This window comes from Shewanella amazonensis SB2B (assembly GCF_000015245.1).
In the GTDB taxonomy this organism is placed as follows: domain Bacteria; phylum Pseudomonadota; class Gammaproteobacteria; order Enterobacterales; family Shewanellaceae; genus Shewanella; species Shewanella amazonensis.
Window position 1 is genome coordinate 3,014,726 of the sequence record NC_008700.1, and the last position, 20,235, is coordinate 3,034,960.

Genomic DNA, 20,235 nt, shown 5'->3' on the forward strand with positions numbered 1-20,235 from the left:
CCCGGCATTGGCCGGGCTTTTCAGTGTCAGGGATGAGATCAGTTATTCAGATCCTGAAAGAACTTTTTCACGCCGTCGAAAAAGCCTTCAGCCTTGGGGCTGTGTTTTTTCGACTCGCCGGTGAGGCTGGCTTCAAACTCGCGCAGCAGTTCCTTTTGACGCTCGGAAAGGTTAACCGGCGTTTCCATCACCACCTTACACAGGAGGTCGCCAACGGCATGGCTGCGAACCGACTTCACGCCCTTGCCGCGCAGACGGAACATGCGACCAGTCTGAGTCTCGGCCGGGATTTTCAGGCTCACCTTGCCATCCAGGGTCGGTACTTCAATTTCACCGCCAAGGGCGGCCTTGGCGAAGGAAATCGGCACTTCACAATAAAGGTTATTGCCGTCGCGGACAAAAATCGGGTGCTCGCGCACGGTAACCTGCACATACAGATCTCCGGGTGGTGCACCAAATTCACCTGCTTCGCCTTCACCGGCCAAACGGATACGGTCGCCGGTATCGACACCGGCCGGAATTTTCACGGACAGGGTCTTGGTCTTCTCGACACGGCCATTGCCATGACATTTACTGCAAGGATCTTTAATAATCTTGCCGCGGCCGTGACAGGTTGGACAGGTCTGCTGCACGGCAAAGAAGCCCTGGCGCATCTGTACCTGGCCCATACCATGACAGGTTCCACAGGTAGTGGCAGACGAGCCTTTCTTGGCGCCAGAACCATCACAGCTATCACAGCCCACCAGGGTCGGCACCTTCAGCTCTTTGGTCAGACCGCGTACGGCCTCTTCCAGCGACAGCTCCAGGTTGTAACGCAGGTCGGAGCCACGGGCTGCCTGACGCTGACCGCCACGGCGACCACCGCCGAAGATATCCCCGAACACATCACCGAAGATATCGCCGAAATCACCGCCACCGCCGAATCCACCGCCACCGCGGTTGGGATCAACACCGGCGTGGCCAAACTGATCGTAAGCGGCCTTTTTGTCGGTGTCGGTGAGGATTTCATAGGCTTCCTTCACCTCTTTAAAGCTGGCTTCGGCCTCTTTATCACCGGGGTTACGGTCGGGGTGATACTTCATCGCCAGGCGCTTGTAGGCCTTCTTGATTTCCCGCTCGCTGGCATCACGGCCAACGCCGAGCACCTCGTAATAATCTCGCTTTGACATAGGTTCACGCTATCTGGGATTCGTTAGGACAAACGGGCGTTAGGGTTTCCCCTTAACGCCCGCCACTTAAGTTAATAGGCCGGGCCTATTACTTCTTGTCGTCTTTCACTTCTTCAAACTCGGCGTCAACCACATCGTCTGCGGTCTTCTCGGCAGAGCTACCCTGAGCGCTGCTCTGGGCGCCCTGCGCCTTGGCCTGAGCAATTTCTACCAGCTTGGCAGAAGCTTCAATCAGTGACTGAGTGGCAGTGTCGATGGCTTCTTTGTCGTTACCCTTCACTGCTTTTTCAACTTCGGCAATGGCCGCTTCAATCTTGGCCTTGTCGTCGCTGCCCAGCGCGTCACCGGCTTCTTCCACCTGCTTCTTGGTCGCGTGTACCAGACCGTCAGCCTGGTTACGGGCCTGAGCCAGCTCTTCGAATTTCTTGTCTTCGTCAGCGTGGGCTTCGGCGTCGCGTACCATTTGGGCGACTTCTTCATCAGACAGACCAGAAGAAGCCTTGATGGTGATCTTCTGCTCTTTGCCGGTCTTCTTGTCTTTGGCAGAAACGTGCAGAATACCGTCGGCGTCGATGTCGAAGGTGACTTCAATCTGTGGCATGCCACGTGGAGCGGGCTCGATACCTTCCAGGTTGAACTGACCCAATGACTTGTTGGCGCTGGCCTGCTTACGCTCACCCTGCAGTACGTGAATGGTCACGGCACTCTGGTTATCGTCGGCAGTGGAGAACACCTGACTTGCCTTGGTAGGAATGGTGGTGTTCTTTTCAATGAGCTTGGTCATCACGCTGCCCATGGTCTCGATACCCAGAGACAGTGGGGTTACGTCCAGCAGCAGTACGTCTTTCACGTCACCGGCCAGTACGCCCGCCTGCACGGCAGCACCCACGGCCACGGCTTCGTCAGGGTTTACGTCCTTACGAGGCTCTTTGCCGAAGAAGTTGGTAACCGCTTCCTGCACCTTTGGCATTCGGGTTTGACCGCCCACCAGAATCACTTCGTTGATGTCAGACACAGACAGGTCAGCATCGGCCAGAGCCACTTTCAAAGGCTCCAGAGAGCGCTGGATCAGGTCTTCAACCAGAGACTCCAACTTGGCACGGGTCACTTTCACAACGAGGTGTTTTGGACCTGTGGCATCGGCAGTGATGTACGGCAGGTTCACTTCGGTCTGGTTGGTGCTGGACAGCTCAATCTTGGCTTTTTCAGCGGCTTCTTTCAGACGCTGCATGGCCAGAGGATCGTTACGCAGATCCAGACCCTGCTCCTTCTTGAACTCGTCGGCCAGATAGTTGATCAGACGGTTGTCGAAGTCTTCACCACCGAGGTGAGTGTCACCGTTGGTGGCCAGAACTTCGAAGGTCTGGTCGCCATCGTTGTTGTCAATTTCGATGATGGAGATATCGAACGTACCACCACCGAGGTCATACACGGCAACAATGTTGTCGCCCTGCTTCTTGTCGATACCATAGGCCAGTGCCGCAGCAGTTGGTTCGTTGATGATACGCTTCACATCCAGACCTGCGATACGGCCGGCATCTTTGGTAGCCTGACGCTGCGCATCGTTGAAGTAAGCAGGTACTGTGATAACGGCTTCTGTGACTTCTTCACCGAGGAAGTCTTCTGCAGTTTTCTTCATCTTTTTCAGCACTTCGGCAGACACCTGAGGAGGTGCCATCTTCTTGCCACGGCTTTCCACCCAGGCATCACCGTTGTCAGCCTGAATGATTTTGAATGGCATGATGTTCACATCACGCTGCACTTCGTCATCTTTGAAACGACGACCAATCAAACGCTTGATAGCGAAGAAGGTGTTGGTTGGGTTGGTCACAGCCTGGCGTTTTGCAGGCTGGCCTACCAGCGTTTCATCTTCAGTAAACGCGATGATGGAGGGCGTAGTGCGATCGCCTTCAGCGTTTTCAATCACTCGCGCCTTGCCGCCATCGAGCACAGCTACACAAGAGTTGGTTGTGCCGAGGTCGATACCGATAATCTTACCCATGGAGTCCTCCAAAAAATTCTGTCACGCAATAATTCGTTACCTGATGTCGATATGGGGATGGGATTTTGGGTTTTCAAGTCCCATGTTCATCACTCGCCATATCATCCTTAACGCCTATATTGGGTCAGTCATTTCGATTACAAGGGCTGAATAAAAATTTTTGATCCTTTTTACATAATCAGGGCTGCAAACACGTATAATGCATGCAATCGAAGCGTTGACCCGTTCGGGTTGACCGGTTTGTCTCGAGTTACAGGAATCTGTTAGTTGAAAACCTCAAATTTGGCCTATCTCTACGGGATGGCCGCGGTGCTTTTGTGGTCTACCGTTGCAACCGCCTTTAAGCTGGCGCTGGCGGAGTATTCGCCTTTGCAATTGCTGTTCATCGCGGTGATTACTTCAATTCTGGCCCTGAGTGTCATTCTCGGGTTTCAGGGTAAACTGAGGCAGGTCGCCCGTCAGTGGCAGGAAAGACCCCTGTTCTATCTGCAAACGGGGCTACTCAACCCATTCCTCTATTATCTGGTGCTCTTTAAAGCATACGATCTTCTGCCAGCGCAGCAGGCGCTGTCACTGAACTATACCTGGGCGATTCTATTGCCGTTGCTGGCCGTGCCTCTGCTTGGTCAACAGCTGCGTAAAACCGATTTGCTGGCGGCCCTGATAGCCTACGGTGGCGTATTTGTGATTGCGACCGGCGGCAGTTTGGCCGGGTTTTCCCTGTCTGAACCAACTGGCATTGTCATGGCACTCACCAGCACCCTGCTTTGGTGCCTTTATTGGATAGTGAACACCAAAGATAAGGGCGACCCAGTGGTGAGCCTGATGCTCAGCTTTTTGGTTGGCTTACCCTTTGTAACCGTGGCTATGCTGGTGACCCAAGGCCTGCCCACCTTTTCAGGCCAGGGCCTTGCCGCCGCTGTGTACGTGGGTTTATTTGAGATGGGTGTAACCTTCGTGCTCTGGCTGATGGCGCTCAAAAGCAGCGAGCGCACCGCCAATATCAGCACCCTGGTATTTCTCTCCCCCGTGCTGTCGATTGGCTTTATTGCATTGGTACTGGGTGAAGACATCAGGCTTTCCACCTTTATCGGTCTTGGTCTTATCCTCAGTGCATTGGCCCTGCAACAGTGGCTGCCGCGCTGGTTTGGTAATCAGACCGAAACCGTGAATTCATAAAAAAAGGCCCTGAACAGGGCCTTTTTTCTGCCTTGGCTTTAAAAGCGGCTCAAAGCTGCTCGATACCCACTTCGCCAACGCCGACTTCAACCTTCAGCTTGCCGCTTCCGCCACTTTGAGATTGAAAACTCTGGCTCACCAGCGTCTGGCTGACCTGTTGCTGTTGACCGTTGCGAATAAAGTTAACCTCACCAACCCCGGAGTGCAGTGAAATGCTGCCATAGTCATGGCTGTGGTTTATCTGTACCTCGCCCACACCCAAATCAATTTCCAGGCTATTGTCCAAGCCGGAAGTGGCGATACGCCCAACCCCCATGTCCACGGAGACGGCGGCCTTGGCAGGCAACTTGATACGCCATTGTTCCTTCAGGTCGTCATTATCATTGAGTGACAACACCATACGCTTGCCCTCGGTGATCTTGGGACTGATTTCAACATCACCGAAATCCGTATTGCTGCCAAAGATCCAGCCGGCATTCGACGGCGTCAACACCACTTCCACGGCAACCTCATCGCCATCAACAGCTTCTATCTCGACTTCTCCCACTCCCACGTCCAGATAAAGGGTCTCTCCCTGATACGCGAAGGTTTGTGACAGGGTTCTCTCCTCGGCAAGGGCAGGCATGGCCATCAGTATGGTCGCGAGGGTCACAGCAGTCAGAACAGGTTTCATGTGCATTCTCCATTCAGTACACAAGTGCAGATTGATTTCTGTACTCAGCAAAGAGGATGCCAACTATTTATAATCATAAACTTCAATGACTTAATAAATTATCTCACTCGAGTATCCATCAAGTACTCAACCAATTGGTGAATTTCACCACTCAGGCATCAAATTCAGCACCACAAGGTTGAAAACATTGATTAACAGGTTTATAACCTTAAGACTCAAGTGCAAAGGAGCGCGCAAGAGCATGAGCCTGGTCATCAACGGCACCCCAATACTCAACCTCTCACCCACAGCTGAAAAACGCCTTCGTTTCAGTGCATTAACCGTGTGCATTACCATGATTGTTGTCGACCATTACTACGGCAACATTTTTACCACCACCGCATTGCTGCTGTACGCCATGTTTGTGTTTCCAGCGATTTACTTAAACCGCAATGTACGACTCAAATACTTTTCTCACGCTCAGGAGCCCATTATTGCTTTTCGCATTATGAGCTTGCTGATTTGCACCGCTCTGGTGGTGGTGTGGGCGGTAGCTATTGTTGACCATGTTGTGAATCCCCCTGTTTTTCCAAAAGAAGAGCGACTCAAAGAGTTAATGGGGGAACATTATGAGCCGCCACAAACCACGAATCAGGCGCACGTTCGCCTAAGCGATGCAGCATAGTTGCAAATGAAGCGCAGCCGGGATTAGCTATTAAAAAAGCCGCTTAATGCGGCTTTTTTAATGCTTGATATTCAGTACTTACAATTTATCGACAGCTGTAATCCCCAACTCCCAGCCACTTATAGGTGGTCAAAGCCTCAAGTCCCATGGGCCCCCTTGCGTGAAGTTTTTGAGTGCTGACCGCCACCTCTGCGCCAAAGCCAAACTGACCACCATCGGTAAAACGGGTGGATGCATTGAGGTACACGGCGGCCGAGTTAACTTCATTCATAAAGTGGGTCGCTGCAGCGAGATTGTCAGTCAGAATCGCCTCCGAATGCCCGGAGGAGTAGTGACGAATATGGGCAATGGCCTCATCGATATCCGCAACCACCTTCACCCCCAGAGTGAGTGAGAGCCACTCGGTGCCAAAACTCTCATCGCTGGCTGCTTCTGCCTCGATACCCGCAGCGGCGAGAGCACCCAGGCTTTGCTCGCAGGCCACCAGCTTCACGCCTTGTTGCTGAAGCGCTCTGGCGAGTGTAGGCAACCAGTCGAGTTTATCCCGGTGAATAAGTAAGGTGTCCAGCGCATTGCATACTGTAGGACGCTGCACCTTCGCATTGATAATCACATTGGCAGCGCGACTGATATCGGCATCCCTATCCAGGTACAGATGGCAGATGCCAATGCCCCCCAAAATCACTGGAATGGTGGCCTGCTCAGCACAAAGCCGCTGTAACCCCTGACCACCTCTGGGCACTATCATGTCGACGAATTTATCCAGCTTCAACAGGCCAGTGACCAGGGCGCGGTCGGGATTATCTATCAGCTGCACACAATCTTCCGGCAAACCTTCACCGGCCAATGCACGGCGAATGGCGGCGGCAAGGGCCAGGTTTGACTCAAGGGTTTCTTTACCACCACGAAGAATGACGGCGTTACCGGTTTTCAGCGCCAGCACCGCAATCTCCACGGTGACGTTGGGACGGGCCTCGTAAATAACACCAATCACACCCAGAGGTACACGGCGACGACACAGGCGCATACCGTTATCCAACAGTCGACTGTCAAACTCTTCACCTATGGGGTCGGCAAGGGAAATCACATTATCGATATCGGCGATAATGCCCTTAAGCCTATCGTCATTGAGCAGCAGCCGGTCGACCATGGCATCGCCCAAACCCGAAGCTCGGGCAGCCGCCACATCTTTGGCATTGGCAGCCAAAATCTCATCGAATGCCGACTTAAGTTCGGCGGCGACCCGGCCCAGCAAGCGATTTTTGGCCATTACGCCAAGGTTTGCCAGTGCAAAACCTGAGCTCTTGGCGGCCTGACCCAACTGCAATAAATAAGCCTGAGCGTCCATCACTTGGCCTCCCCAATCATTTCCAACACCACCATATCGTTGCGATGCACCACGGCATCGCCATAGTCATAACCAAGCAGTGGCTCAATCTCATCAGAGTGTTTACCGGCAATCAGATTCAATGCCTGAGACTGGTAGCGTGCCATGCCCCTTGCCACCACCCGACCATCGGGACTCACCAGCTCCAGGGTATCTCCACGCTCGAACTGGCCTTCGACCCCGGTAATTCCTTTCGATAACAGGCTGCGGCCCCGGCAAGTCACTGCGGCAACCGCACCTATGTCCAGCAACAGGCGCCCTTTCGCCTTGGGACCGGCCAAAATCCATTGTTTGCGACTCTCCAGTGGACTCTCAATGGCCAGAAAACGGGTACCCACGGCCTCGCGGTGAACCGCCTTTTTAATCACTTCCGGGTGATGACCCGAGGCAATGATGACTTCCACGCCGGCGCGGCGGGCAATATCCGCTGCCTGCAACTTGGTGGCCATACCACCGGTGCCAAGGCCTGAGACAGAGCCGCCAGCAAGCAGACGCAGGCTGTCGTCGATGTGCTCCACCTCGGGGATCAAGCGTGCATTGGGCTCTTTGCGGGGATCAGCATCGAATAATCCTTTCTGATCAGTGAGCAACATCAGGAGATCGGCGTCGCAAAGGAGTGCCGCGCGGGCAGACAGGTTGTCGTTGTCCCCTACTTTAATTTCAGTGGTCGCCACCGCGTCGTTTTCGTTGATGATGGGCACAATCCCTTGCGCCAGCAGCGCATTGAGGGTGTCGCGGGCATTGAGATAACGCTCGCGGTCGTGCAGATCAGCGCGGGTCAGCAGCAACTGACCCACATGCAGGCCGTAGATACTGAAGAGTTGTGACCAGGCGAGAATGAGCTGACTTTGCCCGACAGCGGCCAGGAGTTGCTTGTTGGCCATGGTGTCGGGCAATACCGGGTAACCCAGGTGTTCGCGTCCGGCGGCAATGGCACCCGAGGTCACCAATACCACTTCCACACCTGACTTCATCAGTCCTGCCATTTGTCTGGCAAGCTCCACCATATGTGCCTTATCCAACGACTTGCTGCCGGATGTCAGCACACTGGTCCCCAGTTTCACCACTACCCGTCGGTAGCCCTGCACACTCGAGTTCATCTTGATCCATGTAAAAAAGCCGAACTCACCTTATACCCAAAGCAACCGCCCTTGCACAACGGCGCCGATGGATATTTGCCACAAAAAGCACTCATGTTGAAAAAATGCACAAAAAAAGGGCCATACATTGTATGACCCTTAATCTGTTAAGCAGCCCGGGGGCTATCAGGCAAAGGCAAACTTCGCGACAAACAGCAGTGCCAGCACCACAATACCCACGTTGAGGTCGCGGAAACGGCCACTCAGTGCCTTGATGGCGGCGTAAGAAATAAAACCAAAGGCGATACCCGAAGCAATGGAGAAGGTCAGCGGCATCAAGAGACACACTACCACCACAGGGGCAGCTTCAGTGATGTCTTCCCACTCTACGTGCACCAGACCTGACATCATCAGAATCGCCACATAGAACAGGGTGCCTGCGGTAGCGTAGGCCGGCACCATGCCCGCCAGCGGTGAAATAAAGAGTGACGCCAAAAACAGCAGCCCTACCACCACGGCAGTCAGACCGGTACGGCCACCGGCACTCACACCGGCTGTACTCTCGATATAACTGGTTGTGGTTGAGGTACCCAGGCTGGCACCGGCAATGGTGGCCACACTGTCGGCGGTCAGAGCACGGTTCAGGCGTGGCAGACGGCCTTTGTCATCGAGGAATCCACCGCGCTGGGCTACGGCGACCAGGGTGCCTGATGTGTCGAAGAGATCCACAAACAGGAAGGCGAATACCACAGACAGCATGCTCACTTCCAGTACGGCCGAGAGGTCCATCTTCATAAAGGTAGGGGCAATGGAGGGGGGCGCCGACACCAGACCGTGGTACTGCACATCACCAAAGAGCAGCCCCAGGCCTGTGATGGCCAGAATGCTTAAGATTACCGCTGACTTCATGCCGCGATTTACCATGGCAATAATCAGGAAAAAGCCCAGAACCGCCATCACAGCAGGGAAGGCCTTGATATCGCCCATGGTTACGAGGGTCGCAGGGCTTGCCACCACGATACCCGCGCTCTTAAGACCAATCAGCGCCAGGAACAGACCAATACCGGCAGCAATGCCAAGACGCAGCGACATGGGAATGGAGTTCACAATCCACTCGCGAATACGCACCAGCGACAATATCAGGAAGCAGACACCGGACATAAATACGGCGCCGAGCGCAGTTTCCCAGCTGTAACCCATTTCACCCACCACTGTGTAGGTGAAGAAGGCGTTAAGCCCCATACCGGGTGCCAGAGCGATGGGATAGTTGGCCATCAGGCCCATGATCAAACAACCTACGGCCGCCGCAAGACAGGTCGCCACAAACACGGCGCCATGATCCATACCGGCGTCGGCCAGCATCATGGGATTGACGAAAATAATGTACGCCATGGTCAGGAAGGTTGTTAACCCCGCAACCACTTCCTGCTTTAAGGTCGTTTGGTTTTCTTTGAGTTTAAAGAGTTTTTCTAACATGGAACTGGGTTCCTTGATCTTGTTTTAGTATTGGGTACGAGAGGGTGAATGTAAAAATGCGTTAACATTCTCGATTCGGCGCAGATTATAGGGGCTTTCCCCTGGTCAGGCCAGAACAAATGCCCAAGGCGAGCGCTGGCGCAGAATGCAATCGATTGCGATGGTTAGAAAGGAAGCTTTCGATGGATAAAAAAAAGCCTGCTCAATGAGCAGGCAAAGACATGTTTCAAGCGTCCCGGATGGGAAAAGAATTACCGCGCTAGCGGAAACACCTTGGTATGTTGAATGATGCGAATCAACATACTACTTGAGTCAAAAAAGTACCCAAAGGGGTAACACAAAGGTTGATGGATGATGGAAACTACTTCGAGAAGGGGTAGTTAAGCCCTTGAATCGCCATAGAGGGGACGATTAGCCCTTGAAAGTCATGGTGTACAGACCACCACGCAGCAAAGTCACGTTAAACCAGGTGTTTTGCCAAACGTAGTTGTTTTTACCAGTGTAAGACATAGTCATAAGCTCCAAATTAACAAGTCAGTAAGTACTCTAGCAAAGCTTGGCTCGGTTCCCTGGAGCTAGAGATTCTCATTTCCGTGGAGACAACTTGTCACTCGGTTCCCTGGAGAGGTATCCATCCTGGATTGACTAGAGGTGACGGGCATCTTGCCCTGTCAACGAGAGCCAGTATACCCAACTGTAGTTTTATTACAAGCATTATTTGAATATTTTTTGTTTTTGGTGCTTTTGTGTAATTTTATTACACATTGAAACTGGGGTTATTTGTGATTGGCATCTAATAAAAGAGCGGAACCAAAAAATGATTCCGCTCTTTTTCAACAAGTTATAAATCTTGTAATTATTTTGTAATGTAATGACACATTACTGCCAGAGGTGAGGCTGTTGGTTTACCATACAAAGGGTCCCCTTCTGTGGCACTGCCGGCGATGTCCAGATGCACGTAGGGCAGTGGTGTACTGCTGCCAATACCATGTGCTTCAAGCCCTGATGCACGGATAAGAAACGCAGCCGGATATTGATGGCCACGGGCCGTGACAGACGAAGGCGCATTGTTGGATGACAGAATATCCGACGCGCCTGATACGTCTTTGATCTTGTCGAAATCCTCCCGGCGCAGTCTTGACACCTCAAATGGCTCGCCAACACTGTCCCCCAGCGAAGCTATCAGAGCAGCAACACCGCGCTGATGTGCCACCGAATTGGCTACTGCAGCAGGATAGCCACCGTAGGCACGAACCACATGGCCGGTCAGGGTCGCTACCGAAAAAAGCTCAGGATTCACAGCTGCAACCGCCTTTTGGCGTAAATGGCTCAACAAGTCGGCCAGTACCAAGCGACCTTCTGCATCTGTGTTGCCAATCCTCACCCGCACACCGGCATGGCTTGGGATGATTTCATCGGTGACAAACGCCTCTGAGCCGATGCTGTTACGCACCAGTCCCAGCTCAGCAATTACGCGAATACCTTTGGGTTTCAGCAGCGACAGCGTTTTCATCAGGCCAGCTACCGCAGCGGCGCCACCTTTATCACGGCTCATGCCTGCCATGGCGCCGCCAATTTTCAAATCGGCGCCACCGGTGTCGTACACCACGCCTTTACCGGCAAACAGGAATGTGCGCTCAATCTCGCCCTCGCCCACGTATTCCAGTTTCACGACTCTGGGCTGATGACGCGCAACCGCAAAAGAAGCGCGGCCCACGGCGCTCAAAAGCGGATAATCGCGCTCCAGTTCGTCACGACCTTCAATCACCCGGGTGTGAATATCGGTGCCAGCAAAGGCTTTAACACAATAATCGGCAAATGCGGGGGCCGACATACGCTCAGGCTCAGTGCCACACAGGTCACGGGCAAGATTGCGGCCGGTTTCAAGGGCGCTTGCCAGTGTGGCGAGGGATTCATCGGCACCGTAAAGGCCAATGGTTTCGATACTGCAAGGGGCAGCGCCCTGCTCGCGGGCTTCAAGGCTGATCCATAATTCCTGCCCACAGCCAAGGGCGGCGGCGAGTATAGCTTCAACCTTATCGTCACGGCCAAACACCGCCAGCAGTGGCCGGGTGGCTCCTGCGTCTCTTGCCATGGCAATGGCGCTTCGAGCGGCCTGGGTGACAGAGCGCACATCGTCATAATCGCCATAGCTGCTACCGATGGGGGCGTATATCAAGCGGCCGCCGGCGAGGCCCGGTGCCAGCAGTAAGGTAGTGGTCTTTCCCACCCGCTTGTCGATACTGGCGGCGTGGCCTGCCAGCAGACGTACTTCATCGAGGGAAACTGCATCCAATGAGGGGCTCAGCACCAACAGGGCATCAAAGCCCTCACCGGCGAAGATGCCATTTTCATCCTGTTCAACAACAAATTGTGCCTGAAACATGACCCGTCCTATTGTTTTGATTGTGTATTGCAAGGCTCGGCTGATTATTCCTGCAATCAACATCATTTGCCACCCGTGGCAAGGCCTTTCGCTGGAAACTTTGGCTTCCACAACAGGGATGTTTGCCCATCCACCCGGGACGCACACTGTGGTAAACTCGGCGCAATCAGGGGCGCACAGCGCCCAGTCATGACAAAAAAGCCGGGAGTATTCCGTGACTGCTATTAATCAGCTCTACCCTCAGCCTCTGTGGCAGTGGTTCGAACAAATCTGTGCCATTCCCCATCCTTCAAAACACGAAGCGGCCCTGAGCCAGCACATTCAGGCATGGGCCCGCGATAAAGGCCTGCCAGTGGTTGAAGATAAAGTCGGCAACCTGATCATCCGTAAAGCCGCCACTCCCGGCATGGAAAACCGCAAGACTGTGGTTATTCAGGCGCACATCGACATGGTGCCGCAGAAGAACAACGACAAGGTACACGACTTTACCAAAGACCCCATTGAAGCCTATGTGGATGGTGAGTGGGTAAAAGCCCGTGGCACTACCCTTGGCTCAGACAACGGCATTGGTATGGCGTCGGCCCTGGCAATCCTCGGCAGCGATGACATTCCCCACGGCCCACTGGAAGTGCTGCTGACCATCGATGAAGAAGCCGGTATGACCGGCGCCTTCGGCCTGGAAGCCGGTTATCTGGATGCCGAAATTCTGATCAACACAGATTCTGAGCAGGAAGGCGAGATTTACATGGGCTGCGCCGGTGGCGTAGACGCTGAAATCACCCTGCCCATGGTATGGGAAGCCCCGGCCGAAGGTTACAAGAGCTTCGCGCTGAACCTGTCTGGTCTCAAGGGTGGTCACTCAGGGGTGAACATTCACCTTGGCCGTGGCAATGCCAACAAGCTGCTGGCCCGTTTCCTGTTTGAAAACGTCGAAGCCCTGCAACTGGAGCTGGCCGATTTCAACGGCGGCTCACTGCGTAACGCCATTCCCCGAGAAGCTGGCCTGACCCTGATGGTACCGGCCGAGCACGAGCAAGGCTTGAAAGACGCCGTCAGTGCCTTCGAAGCTTTGGTGCGTGAAGAGCTGGCCATTGCCGATCCCGGCGCCGTACTGACCCTGACCGAAGTGGCCGAGCCCAAGCGGGTGATGAGCGAGCATAGCCAAAACACCTTTATCGACCTGCTGAACGCCTGCCCCAACGGCGTTATGCGCATGAGCGATGAAGTGGCCGGCGTTACCGAGACTTCGCTCAACGTGGGCGTTATTACCACCAGCGAGCAGGATGTGAAAATCCTCTGCCTGATCCGCTCACTGATTGACTCAGGCCGCACCCAGGTTGAAGGCATGCTGATTGCGCTGTCTAACCTCGCTGGCGCAGAAATCGAGCTCTCCGGCGCTTACCCGGGCTGGAAGCCAGACAACAGCTCGCCTGTGATGGCCATCGTGCGTGAAACCTATCAGGACATCTACAACAAGGAGCCGGTGATCATGGTTATCCACGCTGGTCTCGAATGTGGCCTGTTCAAGAAGCCCTATCCCGAGATGGACATGGTTTCCATTGGCCCCACCATCCGCTTCCCACACAGCCCCGATGAGATGGTGAACATCGAAACCGTGGGTCAGTACTGGCAGCTGCTGCTGGCAGTGCTTGAGCGTATTCCTGAAAAAGCTTGAGCGCATTCCTGAAAAAGCTTGAGCGCATTCCTGAAAAGGCCTGAGCCGTAAATAAATCCAGTTAAAAGGGCGACACTTCAGTCGCCCTTTTCTTTATCTATCTGCAAAGCGTTGGGGCTATATGGCCTAGCCACTCACCAACTCTTTCATCAAACTGCGAAGCCAAATCAGCGCCGGATGCCCACCAAGCGCCGGGTGCCAGACGCAGTTCAGGTGATAACCGGGCACATCCTCAGGTAGTTGAAGCCGCTTCAGCGGCCAGTGTTCGGCCAGCAAATCTGCCACCTTTTTGGGCAGCACCAATACATAGTCGCTTCGACACACAATGGCCGCCGCCGACATATAGCTTTGGCTGTTCACCGAAATACGCCGCGACAAGCCCTGGCTTTCAAGCCAGTTATCGAGCCGCGCCTCTGAAGTGCCAAGGGGTGAATGAAACACATGGGCCATGCCGATAAGTTCGCTAAGCGCCATCCGCTCACCAACCCCGGGTAAGTCCTTTCGCACCAAACCTGCCAGCGGCTCGGTAAGCCAGGTTTCTTTGCCAAGATAGGCCGGTACCTGCATGTACTCATCAAAGCCCAGCACCAAATCGATTTCGCCGGAGGCCAGCTCCGCCTCCGGCAGCCTATCTCTGAGAATACGGATCTCAATGCTGACCCCGGGGGCGAGTTCATTGAGGCGCTGCACCAAAGGCGGCATCAGCACGCACTCCACATAGTCGGTGGTACACAGCACAAAGCGGCGCCGCGAGTTTTCGGGCTCGAAGGCTTCTTCTTCGCTGAGCTGCTGCTCCAAAAGCCGCAGCGCCTGACGCACACCACTGTGCAGATGCTGGGCCCGGGGCGTGGGCACCATCCCCTGCGGAGTGCGCACCAACAGCTGATCGCCAAAGGCGGTGCGCAGTCTGCCCAGAGCATGACTCATTGCCGGCTGGCTGATAAACAGCGACTCGGCCGCGCGGGTCACGCTGCCCTGGGTCATCAGGGCGTCAAAGGCAAGCAGCAGATTCAGGTCGAGTTGATGCAGTTTCATGACCACTATTCGCGATATTTATGGGCACATACATCTTATTCATTTGTTGTATGGATGCGCAACTTCTTACACTGTCTCTACTCAATCATCGCCAAAAAGGCTGGCGCTTTTTTGGGATGTTCGAGGCTAAGATTAAAACCATTACACTGCTTAACCATTCAGTGGTGTAACCTGACGGCTTAAACCCGTTTTCTCCATGATCGGCCCTGTGGTGCAACATGCCAGCACGGGGATATAAGGACTTTGCGATGAGCATCAACACCCTAAATTCGACCCCCGCCGCCGATGGCTTCACCATGCCAGCCGAATGGGCACACCAGCAGGCTGTTTGGATGATCTGGCCCTACCGCCCTGACAACTGGCGCGAAGCCGGTCGTTTTGCACAGGCGACCTTTGCCAAGGTTGCCGATGCCATTGGCGGCGCCACGCCTGTGTTTATGGGGGTTCCGGCCGAGTTTATGGATAAGGCCCGCGCCATCATGCCTGCCCACGTAACTCTGGTTGAGATGAACAGCGACGACTGCTGGGCCCGCGATACAGGCCCCACGGTAGTGACCAATGGAGCCGGCGAGTGCCGTGGCATTGACTGGGGCTTTAACGCTTGGGGCGGCCACAAGGGCGGTCTCTATTTCCCCTGGGATCAGGATGAAAAAGTGGCAGCCCAAATGCTGGCCCAGCACGGCATGGACAGATACGCCGCGCCGCTTATCCTGGAAGGCGGCTCAATACACGTGGACGGCGAAGGCACCTGTATGACCACCGCCGAGTGCCTTTTGAATGAAAACCGCAACCCGCATCTCACCAAAGAGCAAATCGAAGCTCATCTTCGCGATTATCTTGGTGTAACCAGCTTTATCTGGCTGGGTGACGGCGTGTATATGGACGAGACCGACGGTCATATCGACAACATCTGCTGTTTTGTCCGCCCCGGCGAAGTGGCCCTGCACTGGACCGACGATGTGAACGACCCACAATACGAGCGCTCTGTGGCTGCGCTCAAGCTGCTTGAAGCCGCCGTGGATGCCAAAGGCCGCAAACTGAAGGTGTGGAAGCTGCCTCAGCCAGGCCCGCTGTACTGCACCGAAGAAGAGTCGGCCGGCGTTGAGAGCGGCACCGGTGTGCCCCGTGAGGCCGAAGGTCGTCTGGCGGGTTCCTATGTGAACTTCCTTATCACCAACGACCGTATCGTCTACCCGCTTTTGGACGAAGCCACCGACGGTGAAGCGCAGCGCATTCTGGAAGACATCTTCCCTGAGTATCAGGTTATCGGCGTGCCTGCCCGTGAGATCCTGCTTGGCGGTGGCAACATCCACTGCATTACCCAGCAAATCCCATCCGGCAAATAATCGGCCTGTTCATTCACCTTTTCGGAGTTACCCGTATGTTCGAAGTAACCGAAGTATCCATTGCCGAGCTGCGCGGCGCGCTCGAATCCGGCCGCACCACGGCGGTCGAACTGGTTAAAGCGTATCTTGCCCGTATCGAAGCCTATGATGGCGCCGATACCGACACCAAACTCAATGCGGTGGTGGTACACAACCCCGATGCACTGAAAGAAGCCGAGGCCTCCGATGCGCGCCGCGCCCGCGGCGAAACGTTGGGGCCACTCGATGGCATCCCCTACACCGCCAAAGACAGCTATCTGGTGAAGGGCCTGACCGCCGCTTCCGGCAGCCCGGCCTTTAAAGACTTGGTTGCCCAGCGTGATGCCTTCACCGTGGAGCGCCTGCGCGCCAATGGCGCAATCTGCCTTGGCAAAACCAATATGCCGCCCATGGCCAATGGCGGCATGCAGCGTGGTGTGTATGGCCGCGCCGAAAGCCCCTATAACGCAGCTTATCTCACTGCGCCCTTCGCCTCCGGCTCATCCAATGGCGCCGGTACTGCCACCGCCGCCAGCTTTTGCGCCTTTGGTCTGGCCGAAGAAACCTGGTCCAGCGGCCGTGGCCCGGCGTCCAACAATGGTTTGTGTGCTTACACCCCGTCCCGCGGCGTGATTTCGGTACGCGGCAACTGGCCTCTGACCCCCACCATGGACGTGGTAGTGCCCTACGCCCGCACCATGGCTGACCTGTTGGAAGTCTTGGACGTAGTAGTCGCCGACGATAGTGAAACCCGCGGCGACCTGTGGCGTATGCAGCCCTGGGTTCAAATCCCCAAGGCTTCCGAAGTGCGCCCCGAGTCGTATATCGCCCTCGCCTGTGGCGCAGATAGCCTTAAAGGCAAACGCTTTGGTGTGCCCAAGATGTTTATCAATAAAGATGAACTCGCCGGCACCAGTGAAAACCCAGGTATTGGCGGCCCGACCGGTCAGCGCATTCATACCCGTGACTCTGTGATTGCCCTGTGGGAGCAGGCGCGAGCGGCGCTGGAAGCCGCTGGCGCCGAGGTGATTGAAGTGGACTTCCCGCTGGTGTCCAACTGCGAAGGCGACAGACCCGGCGCACCAACCGTATTCAACCGCGGCATAGTCACTCCTGAGTTTTTGCACGACGAGCTGTGGGAGCTCTCCGGCTGGGCCTTCGATGACTTCCTGCGTGCCAATGGTGACCCCAAGCTCAATAAGCTGGAGGACGTAGATGGGCCGAAGATTTTCCCCCACGACCCGGGCACACTGCCGAACCGCGAGGGCGATCTGGCCGCCGGTATGGATGAGTACGTCAACATGGCCAAGCGCGGCATCACGCCGTGGAATGAAATTGCCACAGTCCCCGATGGCCTGCGCGGTCTGGAAAAGACCCGCAAGCTTGACCTCGAAGACTGGATGGATGCGCTTAAGCTGGATGCTGTGCTCTTCCCCACCGTGGCCGACGTGGGCCCTGCCGATGCCGACGTGAACCCAGCTTCTGCCGATATCGCCTGGAGCAACGGCGTTTGGGTTGCCAATGGCAACCTCGCCATCCGTCACCTGGGCGTACCCACTGTGACTGTGCCCATGGGCATCATGGCCGATATCGGCATGCCTGTGGGTCTGACGTTTGCTGGCCGTGCCTACGATGACAACGCGCTCTTAAGCCTGGCTTCGGCCTTTGAGTCCACCGGTAATAAGCGCCACATACCACCACGCACACCTAAGCTATCCTGACGACTTCAATTAACTCGCTGATAGTGAATTGAAAGCCACCCTCTGGGTGGCTTTTTGCTGTATCCGATTCAAGGAACATGACCGACTGGGGCTTCTTTGCTATAACCATGGAACCATCAGTGACAGACTCAGTCATAAATCTATCGACAAAAGAATCAAGGAAGACTCATGCGTTTACTCCCTGTGACACTTGCCACAGCCCTTACCCTGCTGCTAACCGCCTGCAGCGCCAATCAGGTGACCCAATCTGGATGCGCCTTTGTGACTGGCGTTTATGAAAACGACAACCAAAATCGCAGCACCCCGGATAACAGAGAAAGCACGGCCAAAGAAAATGCTGCGGTCGGCATGATAAATGCCCTATTTGCCGGAATAGCAGGCCTTTTCAAAGACGAGGATAAAGAGGAAAACTGCCTCTAACACACGGAATCACAGACAAGGAGAGCAACAGATGAATTCCATTCTTCTCGGTGGCAATGGCAACACCCAGGTTACTCTCAATGCAGCCATGGCAAACCGCCATGGCCTTATCACCGGAGCAACCGGAACCGGCAAAACCATCAGCCTGCAATTGCTGGCGGAATCTTTTTCCGAACTTGGCGTGCCTTGCTTTGTGGCCGATGTTAAAGGCGATCTCAGTGGCCTCGCGGCAGCAGGTAAAGACAATCCAAAAATTTCAGAACGCTGCAATCACATTGGCATTGCGGTACCCAACTTTTCTGCCAAGCCAACGCTTTTTTGGGACATCTACGGCCAGCGCGGGCTTCAGGCCCGGAGCACCATCAGTGAAATGGGGCCACTGCTGCTTTCGAGTCTGCTGGAGCTGAACGATACCCAAACCGGCGTGCTCTACAGCTGCTTCGCCTTTGCAGACGATGAAGGCATGTTGCTACTCGACCTCAAGGATTTGCGGGCGCTGCTCGGGTTTATGGCCAACAAAGGCAATAGCCTGTCGGGCAATTACGGCAATATCAGCAGTGCCAGCATTGGAGCCATTCAAAGAAAACTGCTGGTATTGGAAGAACAGGGAGCCGATGCGTTTTTTACCGAGCCTGCACTGGATCTCGGCGACTTGATGCAAAACGATTTTTCCGGCAAGGGGGTTATCAGCCTGCTCGATGTGACACGGCTTGTCCATCAGGCCCCCAAACTCTATGCCACCTTCCTGTTCTGGCTGCTTTCTGAGCTGTTTGAAAACCTGCCCGAGGTTGGCGATGCCGACAAACCCAAACTGGTGCTTTTTTTCGATGAGGCGCACCTGCTGTTTAACGATGTACCCAGGGTGCTGGTCGACAAGATTGAACAGGTGGTCAGGCTAATTCGCTCCAAAGGGGTGGGTGTGTTCTTTATCAGCCAAAGTCCCATGGATATTCCTGAAGCAATCCTTGGCCAATTGGGCTGCCGTATCCAACATGCCCTCAGGGCCTTTACCCCTAAAGATCAAAAAAGCATTCGGGCCGTTGCCGAGAACTTCAGACCTAACCCGAATTTTTCCACCGCCGAAGTGATAACGACACTGGGTGTTGGCGAAGCCCTGGTGTCTGTGCTGGATAACAAAGGTGCGCCCACACAGGTGGAAAAGGTACTTATCTGCCCTCCCGCTTCCCGCATCGGCCCCTTATCCGATGAAGAGCGTCAGTCACTGCTTGCTCGCTCGCCACTTAAAAACAAATATCAGGACACGGTGGACAGGGAGTCCGCCTTCGAAATTCTGGCACAGCGCGTCAATGCAACCCAAGCGTCATCCAAACCGAACGCGGCGAAAAAGCCATCCTCAAGGCAAAGCGATAACGCGGCCGAAGCCTTTTTCAAGAGTCTCGTCCGGGCCGTGGGATCCAAGCTTGGGCAGAGTCTGGTGCGGGGAATTTTGGGCTCACTCAAACGCTGAGGCTTCAGCCGCTTTTAAGCCAGAAGCCCTAAGCTGCTGTGCTTTGGCATAGGACTTTGAATATTGAGTATTTCCGATGTTTATTGGCTATCTGGTGATTGCCGCCATCATTGTTAAAACCTCTCTGATGGGGCTTGGAGGAATGTCACTGGCCATAGCCTCCGTGGCGTATCTGCTAAACGGCCTCTGGATGCGCTCCCGCGCCCGGCCTTTAACATGCAAACAGAAAAGCGACCAGTCACAGACCAATCATCTGAGCCGCCAATTCACCCAGCTGTGTGTAACCACAGTGCTGCTGCATCTGGCGGTGTATCTGGCCTTAGTGATAAAGCTGCTGATGATGGATGGATTGGAGGATATACCGGCATTTCTGCTCAGCCACCTGGTGCTGCATCATGTGCTGTGTGCCCTGATTGGCGGCATCATAGCCCTGATGACCATCAGGCTGTATCTCAGCCGGCACGGTTCGCCATCCTTACCCAGAATAGGTTGAGATAAAAGAATAAAAGCGCCCAGTGGCGCTTTTATCATAATAAG

At 54.7% G+C, this 20,235-nt stretch carries 16 protein-coding genes; 8 read left to right on the forward strand and 8 right to left on the reverse strand.

What is annotated here, in order from left to right:
- Positions 1 to 38: 38 nt before the first annotated feature.
- Both dnaJ and dnaK read right to left on the reverse strand, forming a co-directional pair.
- On the reverse strand, positions 39 to 1,169 hold the full coding sequence (gene dnaJ, locus SAMA_RS13100; RefSeq protein ID WP_011760619.1) for a molecular chaperone DnaJ: 1,131 nt from the start codon (positions 1,167 to 1,169) through the stop codon (positions 39 to 41).
- A gap of 88 nt (positions 1,170 to 1,257) precedes the next feature.
- Positions 1,258 to 3,171 carry a molecular chaperone DnaK gene (gene dnaK, locus SAMA_RS13105; RefSeq protein ID WP_011760620.1) on the reverse strand — a complete coding sequence of 638 codons (1,914 nt, stop codon included), beginning with the start codon at positions 3,169 to 3,171 and terminating at the stop codon, positions 1,258 to 1,260.
- 267 nt (positions 3,172 to 3,438) lie between these two features.
- On the opposite strand from dnaK, the gene SAMA_RS13110 reads away from it, so the two are divergent.
- Positions 3,439 to 4,350 (forward strand): DMT family transporter, encoded by a 912-nt coding sequence (locus SAMA_RS13110; RefSeq protein ID WP_011760621.1) that lies wholly within the window; start codon positions 3,439 to 3,441, stop codon positions 4,348 to 4,350.
- Positions 4,351 to 4,399: 49 nt separating this feature from the next.
- Here the strand turns inward: SAMA_RS13110 and SAMA_RS13115 are convergent, their stop codons facing one another.
- A complete protein-coding gene (locus SAMA_RS13115; protein ID WP_011760622.1) occupies positions 4,400 to 5,023 on the reverse strand; it encodes a hypothetical protein in 624 nt (207 codons plus the stop codon).
- A gap of 241 nt (positions 5,024 to 5,264) precedes the next feature.
- On the opposite strand from SAMA_RS13115, the gene SAMA_RS13120 reads away from it, so the two are divergent.
- Positions 5,265 to 5,687, forward strand: coding sequence for a hypothetical protein (locus tag SAMA_RS13120; protein WP_011760623.1), 423 nt, complete (start codon positions 5,265 to 5,267; stop codon positions 5,685 to 5,687).
- Positions 5,688 to 5,772: 85 nt separating this feature from the next.
- Here SAMA_RS13120 and SAMA_RS13125 read toward each other — a convergent pair whose 3' ends face one another.
- The 4 genes from SAMA_RS13125 to SAMA_RS13140 form a co-directional block, all read right to left on the reverse strand.
- Positions 5,773 to 7,035, reverse strand: a complete 1,263-nt coding sequence (locus SAMA_RS13125) for a glutamate-5-semialdehyde dehydrogenase (RefSeq protein ID WP_011760624.1) — start codon at positions 7,033 to 7,035, stop codon at positions 5,773 to 5,775.
- Positions 7,035 to 8,174, reverse strand: coding sequence for a glutamate 5-kinase (proB, locus tag SAMA_RS13130; protein ID WP_011760625.1), 1,140 nt, complete (start codon positions 8,172 to 8,174; stop codon positions 7,035 to 7,037). The genes SAMA_RS13125 and proB overlap by 1 nt, the downstream gene beginning before the upstream one ends.
- Positions 8,175 to 8,339: 165 nt before the next feature.
- Positions 8,340 to 9,629, reverse strand: a complete 1,290-nt coding sequence (locus SAMA_RS13135) for an NCS2 family permease (RefSeq protein WP_011760626.1) — start codon at positions 9,627 to 9,629, stop codon at positions 8,340 to 8,342.
- 856 nt (positions 9,630 to 10,485) lie between these two features.
- Complete coding sequence (locus tag SAMA_RS13140) at positions 10,486 to 12,015, reverse strand: M17 family metallopeptidase (RefSeq protein ID WP_041409856.1); 1,530 nt, start codon at positions 12,013 to 12,015, stop codon at positions 10,486 to 10,488.
- A gap of 214 nt (positions 12,016 to 12,229) precedes the next feature.
- On the opposite strand from SAMA_RS13140, the gene SAMA_RS13145 reads away from it, so the two are divergent.
- Complete coding sequence (locus SAMA_RS13145) at positions 12,230 to 13,690, forward strand: aminoacyl-histidine dipeptidase (RefSeq protein ID WP_011760628.1); 1,461 nt, start codon at positions 12,230 to 12,232, stop codon at positions 13,688 to 13,690.
- A 126-nt stretch (positions 13,691 to 13,816) separates the two neighbouring features.
- Here SAMA_RS13145 and SAMA_RS13150 read toward each other — a convergent pair whose 3' ends face one another.
- Entirely contained in the window at positions 13,817 to 14,725 is a 909-nt protein-coding gene (locus SAMA_RS13150) for a LysR family transcriptional regulator (RefSeq protein WP_011760629.1), read from the reverse strand.
- A 248-nt stretch (positions 14,726 to 14,973) separates the two neighbouring features.
- Here SAMA_RS13150 and aguA point away from each other — a divergent pair, with 248 nt between their 5' ends.
- The 5 genes from aguA to SAMA_RS13175 all read left to right on the forward strand — a co-directional run bounded on the left by aguA (position 14,974) and on the right by SAMA_RS13175 (position 20,191).
- Positions 14,974 to 16,071, forward strand: coding sequence for an agmatine deiminase (gene aguA, locus SAMA_RS13155; RefSeq protein ID WP_041409857.1), 1,098 nt, complete (start codon positions 14,974 to 14,976; stop codon positions 16,069 to 16,071).
- 35 nt (positions 16,072 to 16,106) lie between these two features.
- Positions 16,107 to 17,810 carry an amidase gene (locus tag SAMA_RS13160; protein WP_011760631.1) on the forward strand — a complete coding sequence of 568 codons (1,704 nt, stop codon included), beginning with the start codon at positions 16,107 to 16,109 and terminating at the stop codon, positions 17,808 to 17,810.
- Between the two features lie 168 nt (positions 17,811 to 17,978).
- Positions 17,979 to 18,230, forward strand: a complete 252-nt coding sequence (locus SAMA_RS13165; RefSeq protein WP_011760632.1) for a hypothetical protein — start codon at positions 17,979 to 17,981, stop codon at positions 18,228 to 18,230.
- A gap of 31 nt (positions 18,231 to 18,261) precedes the next feature.
- Positions 18,262 to 19,698, forward strand: a complete 1,437-nt coding sequence (locus tag SAMA_RS13170) for a helicase HerA-like domain-containing protein (protein ID WP_011760633.1) — start codon at positions 18,262 to 18,264, stop codon at positions 19,696 to 19,698.
- Between the two features lie 76 nt (positions 19,699 to 19,774).
- Positions 19,775 to 20,191, forward strand: coding sequence for a hypothetical protein (locus SAMA_RS13175; RefSeq protein WP_011760634.1), 417 nt, complete (start codon positions 19,775 to 19,777; stop codon positions 20,189 to 20,191).
- Positions 20,192 to 20,235: the final 44 nt, after the last annotated feature.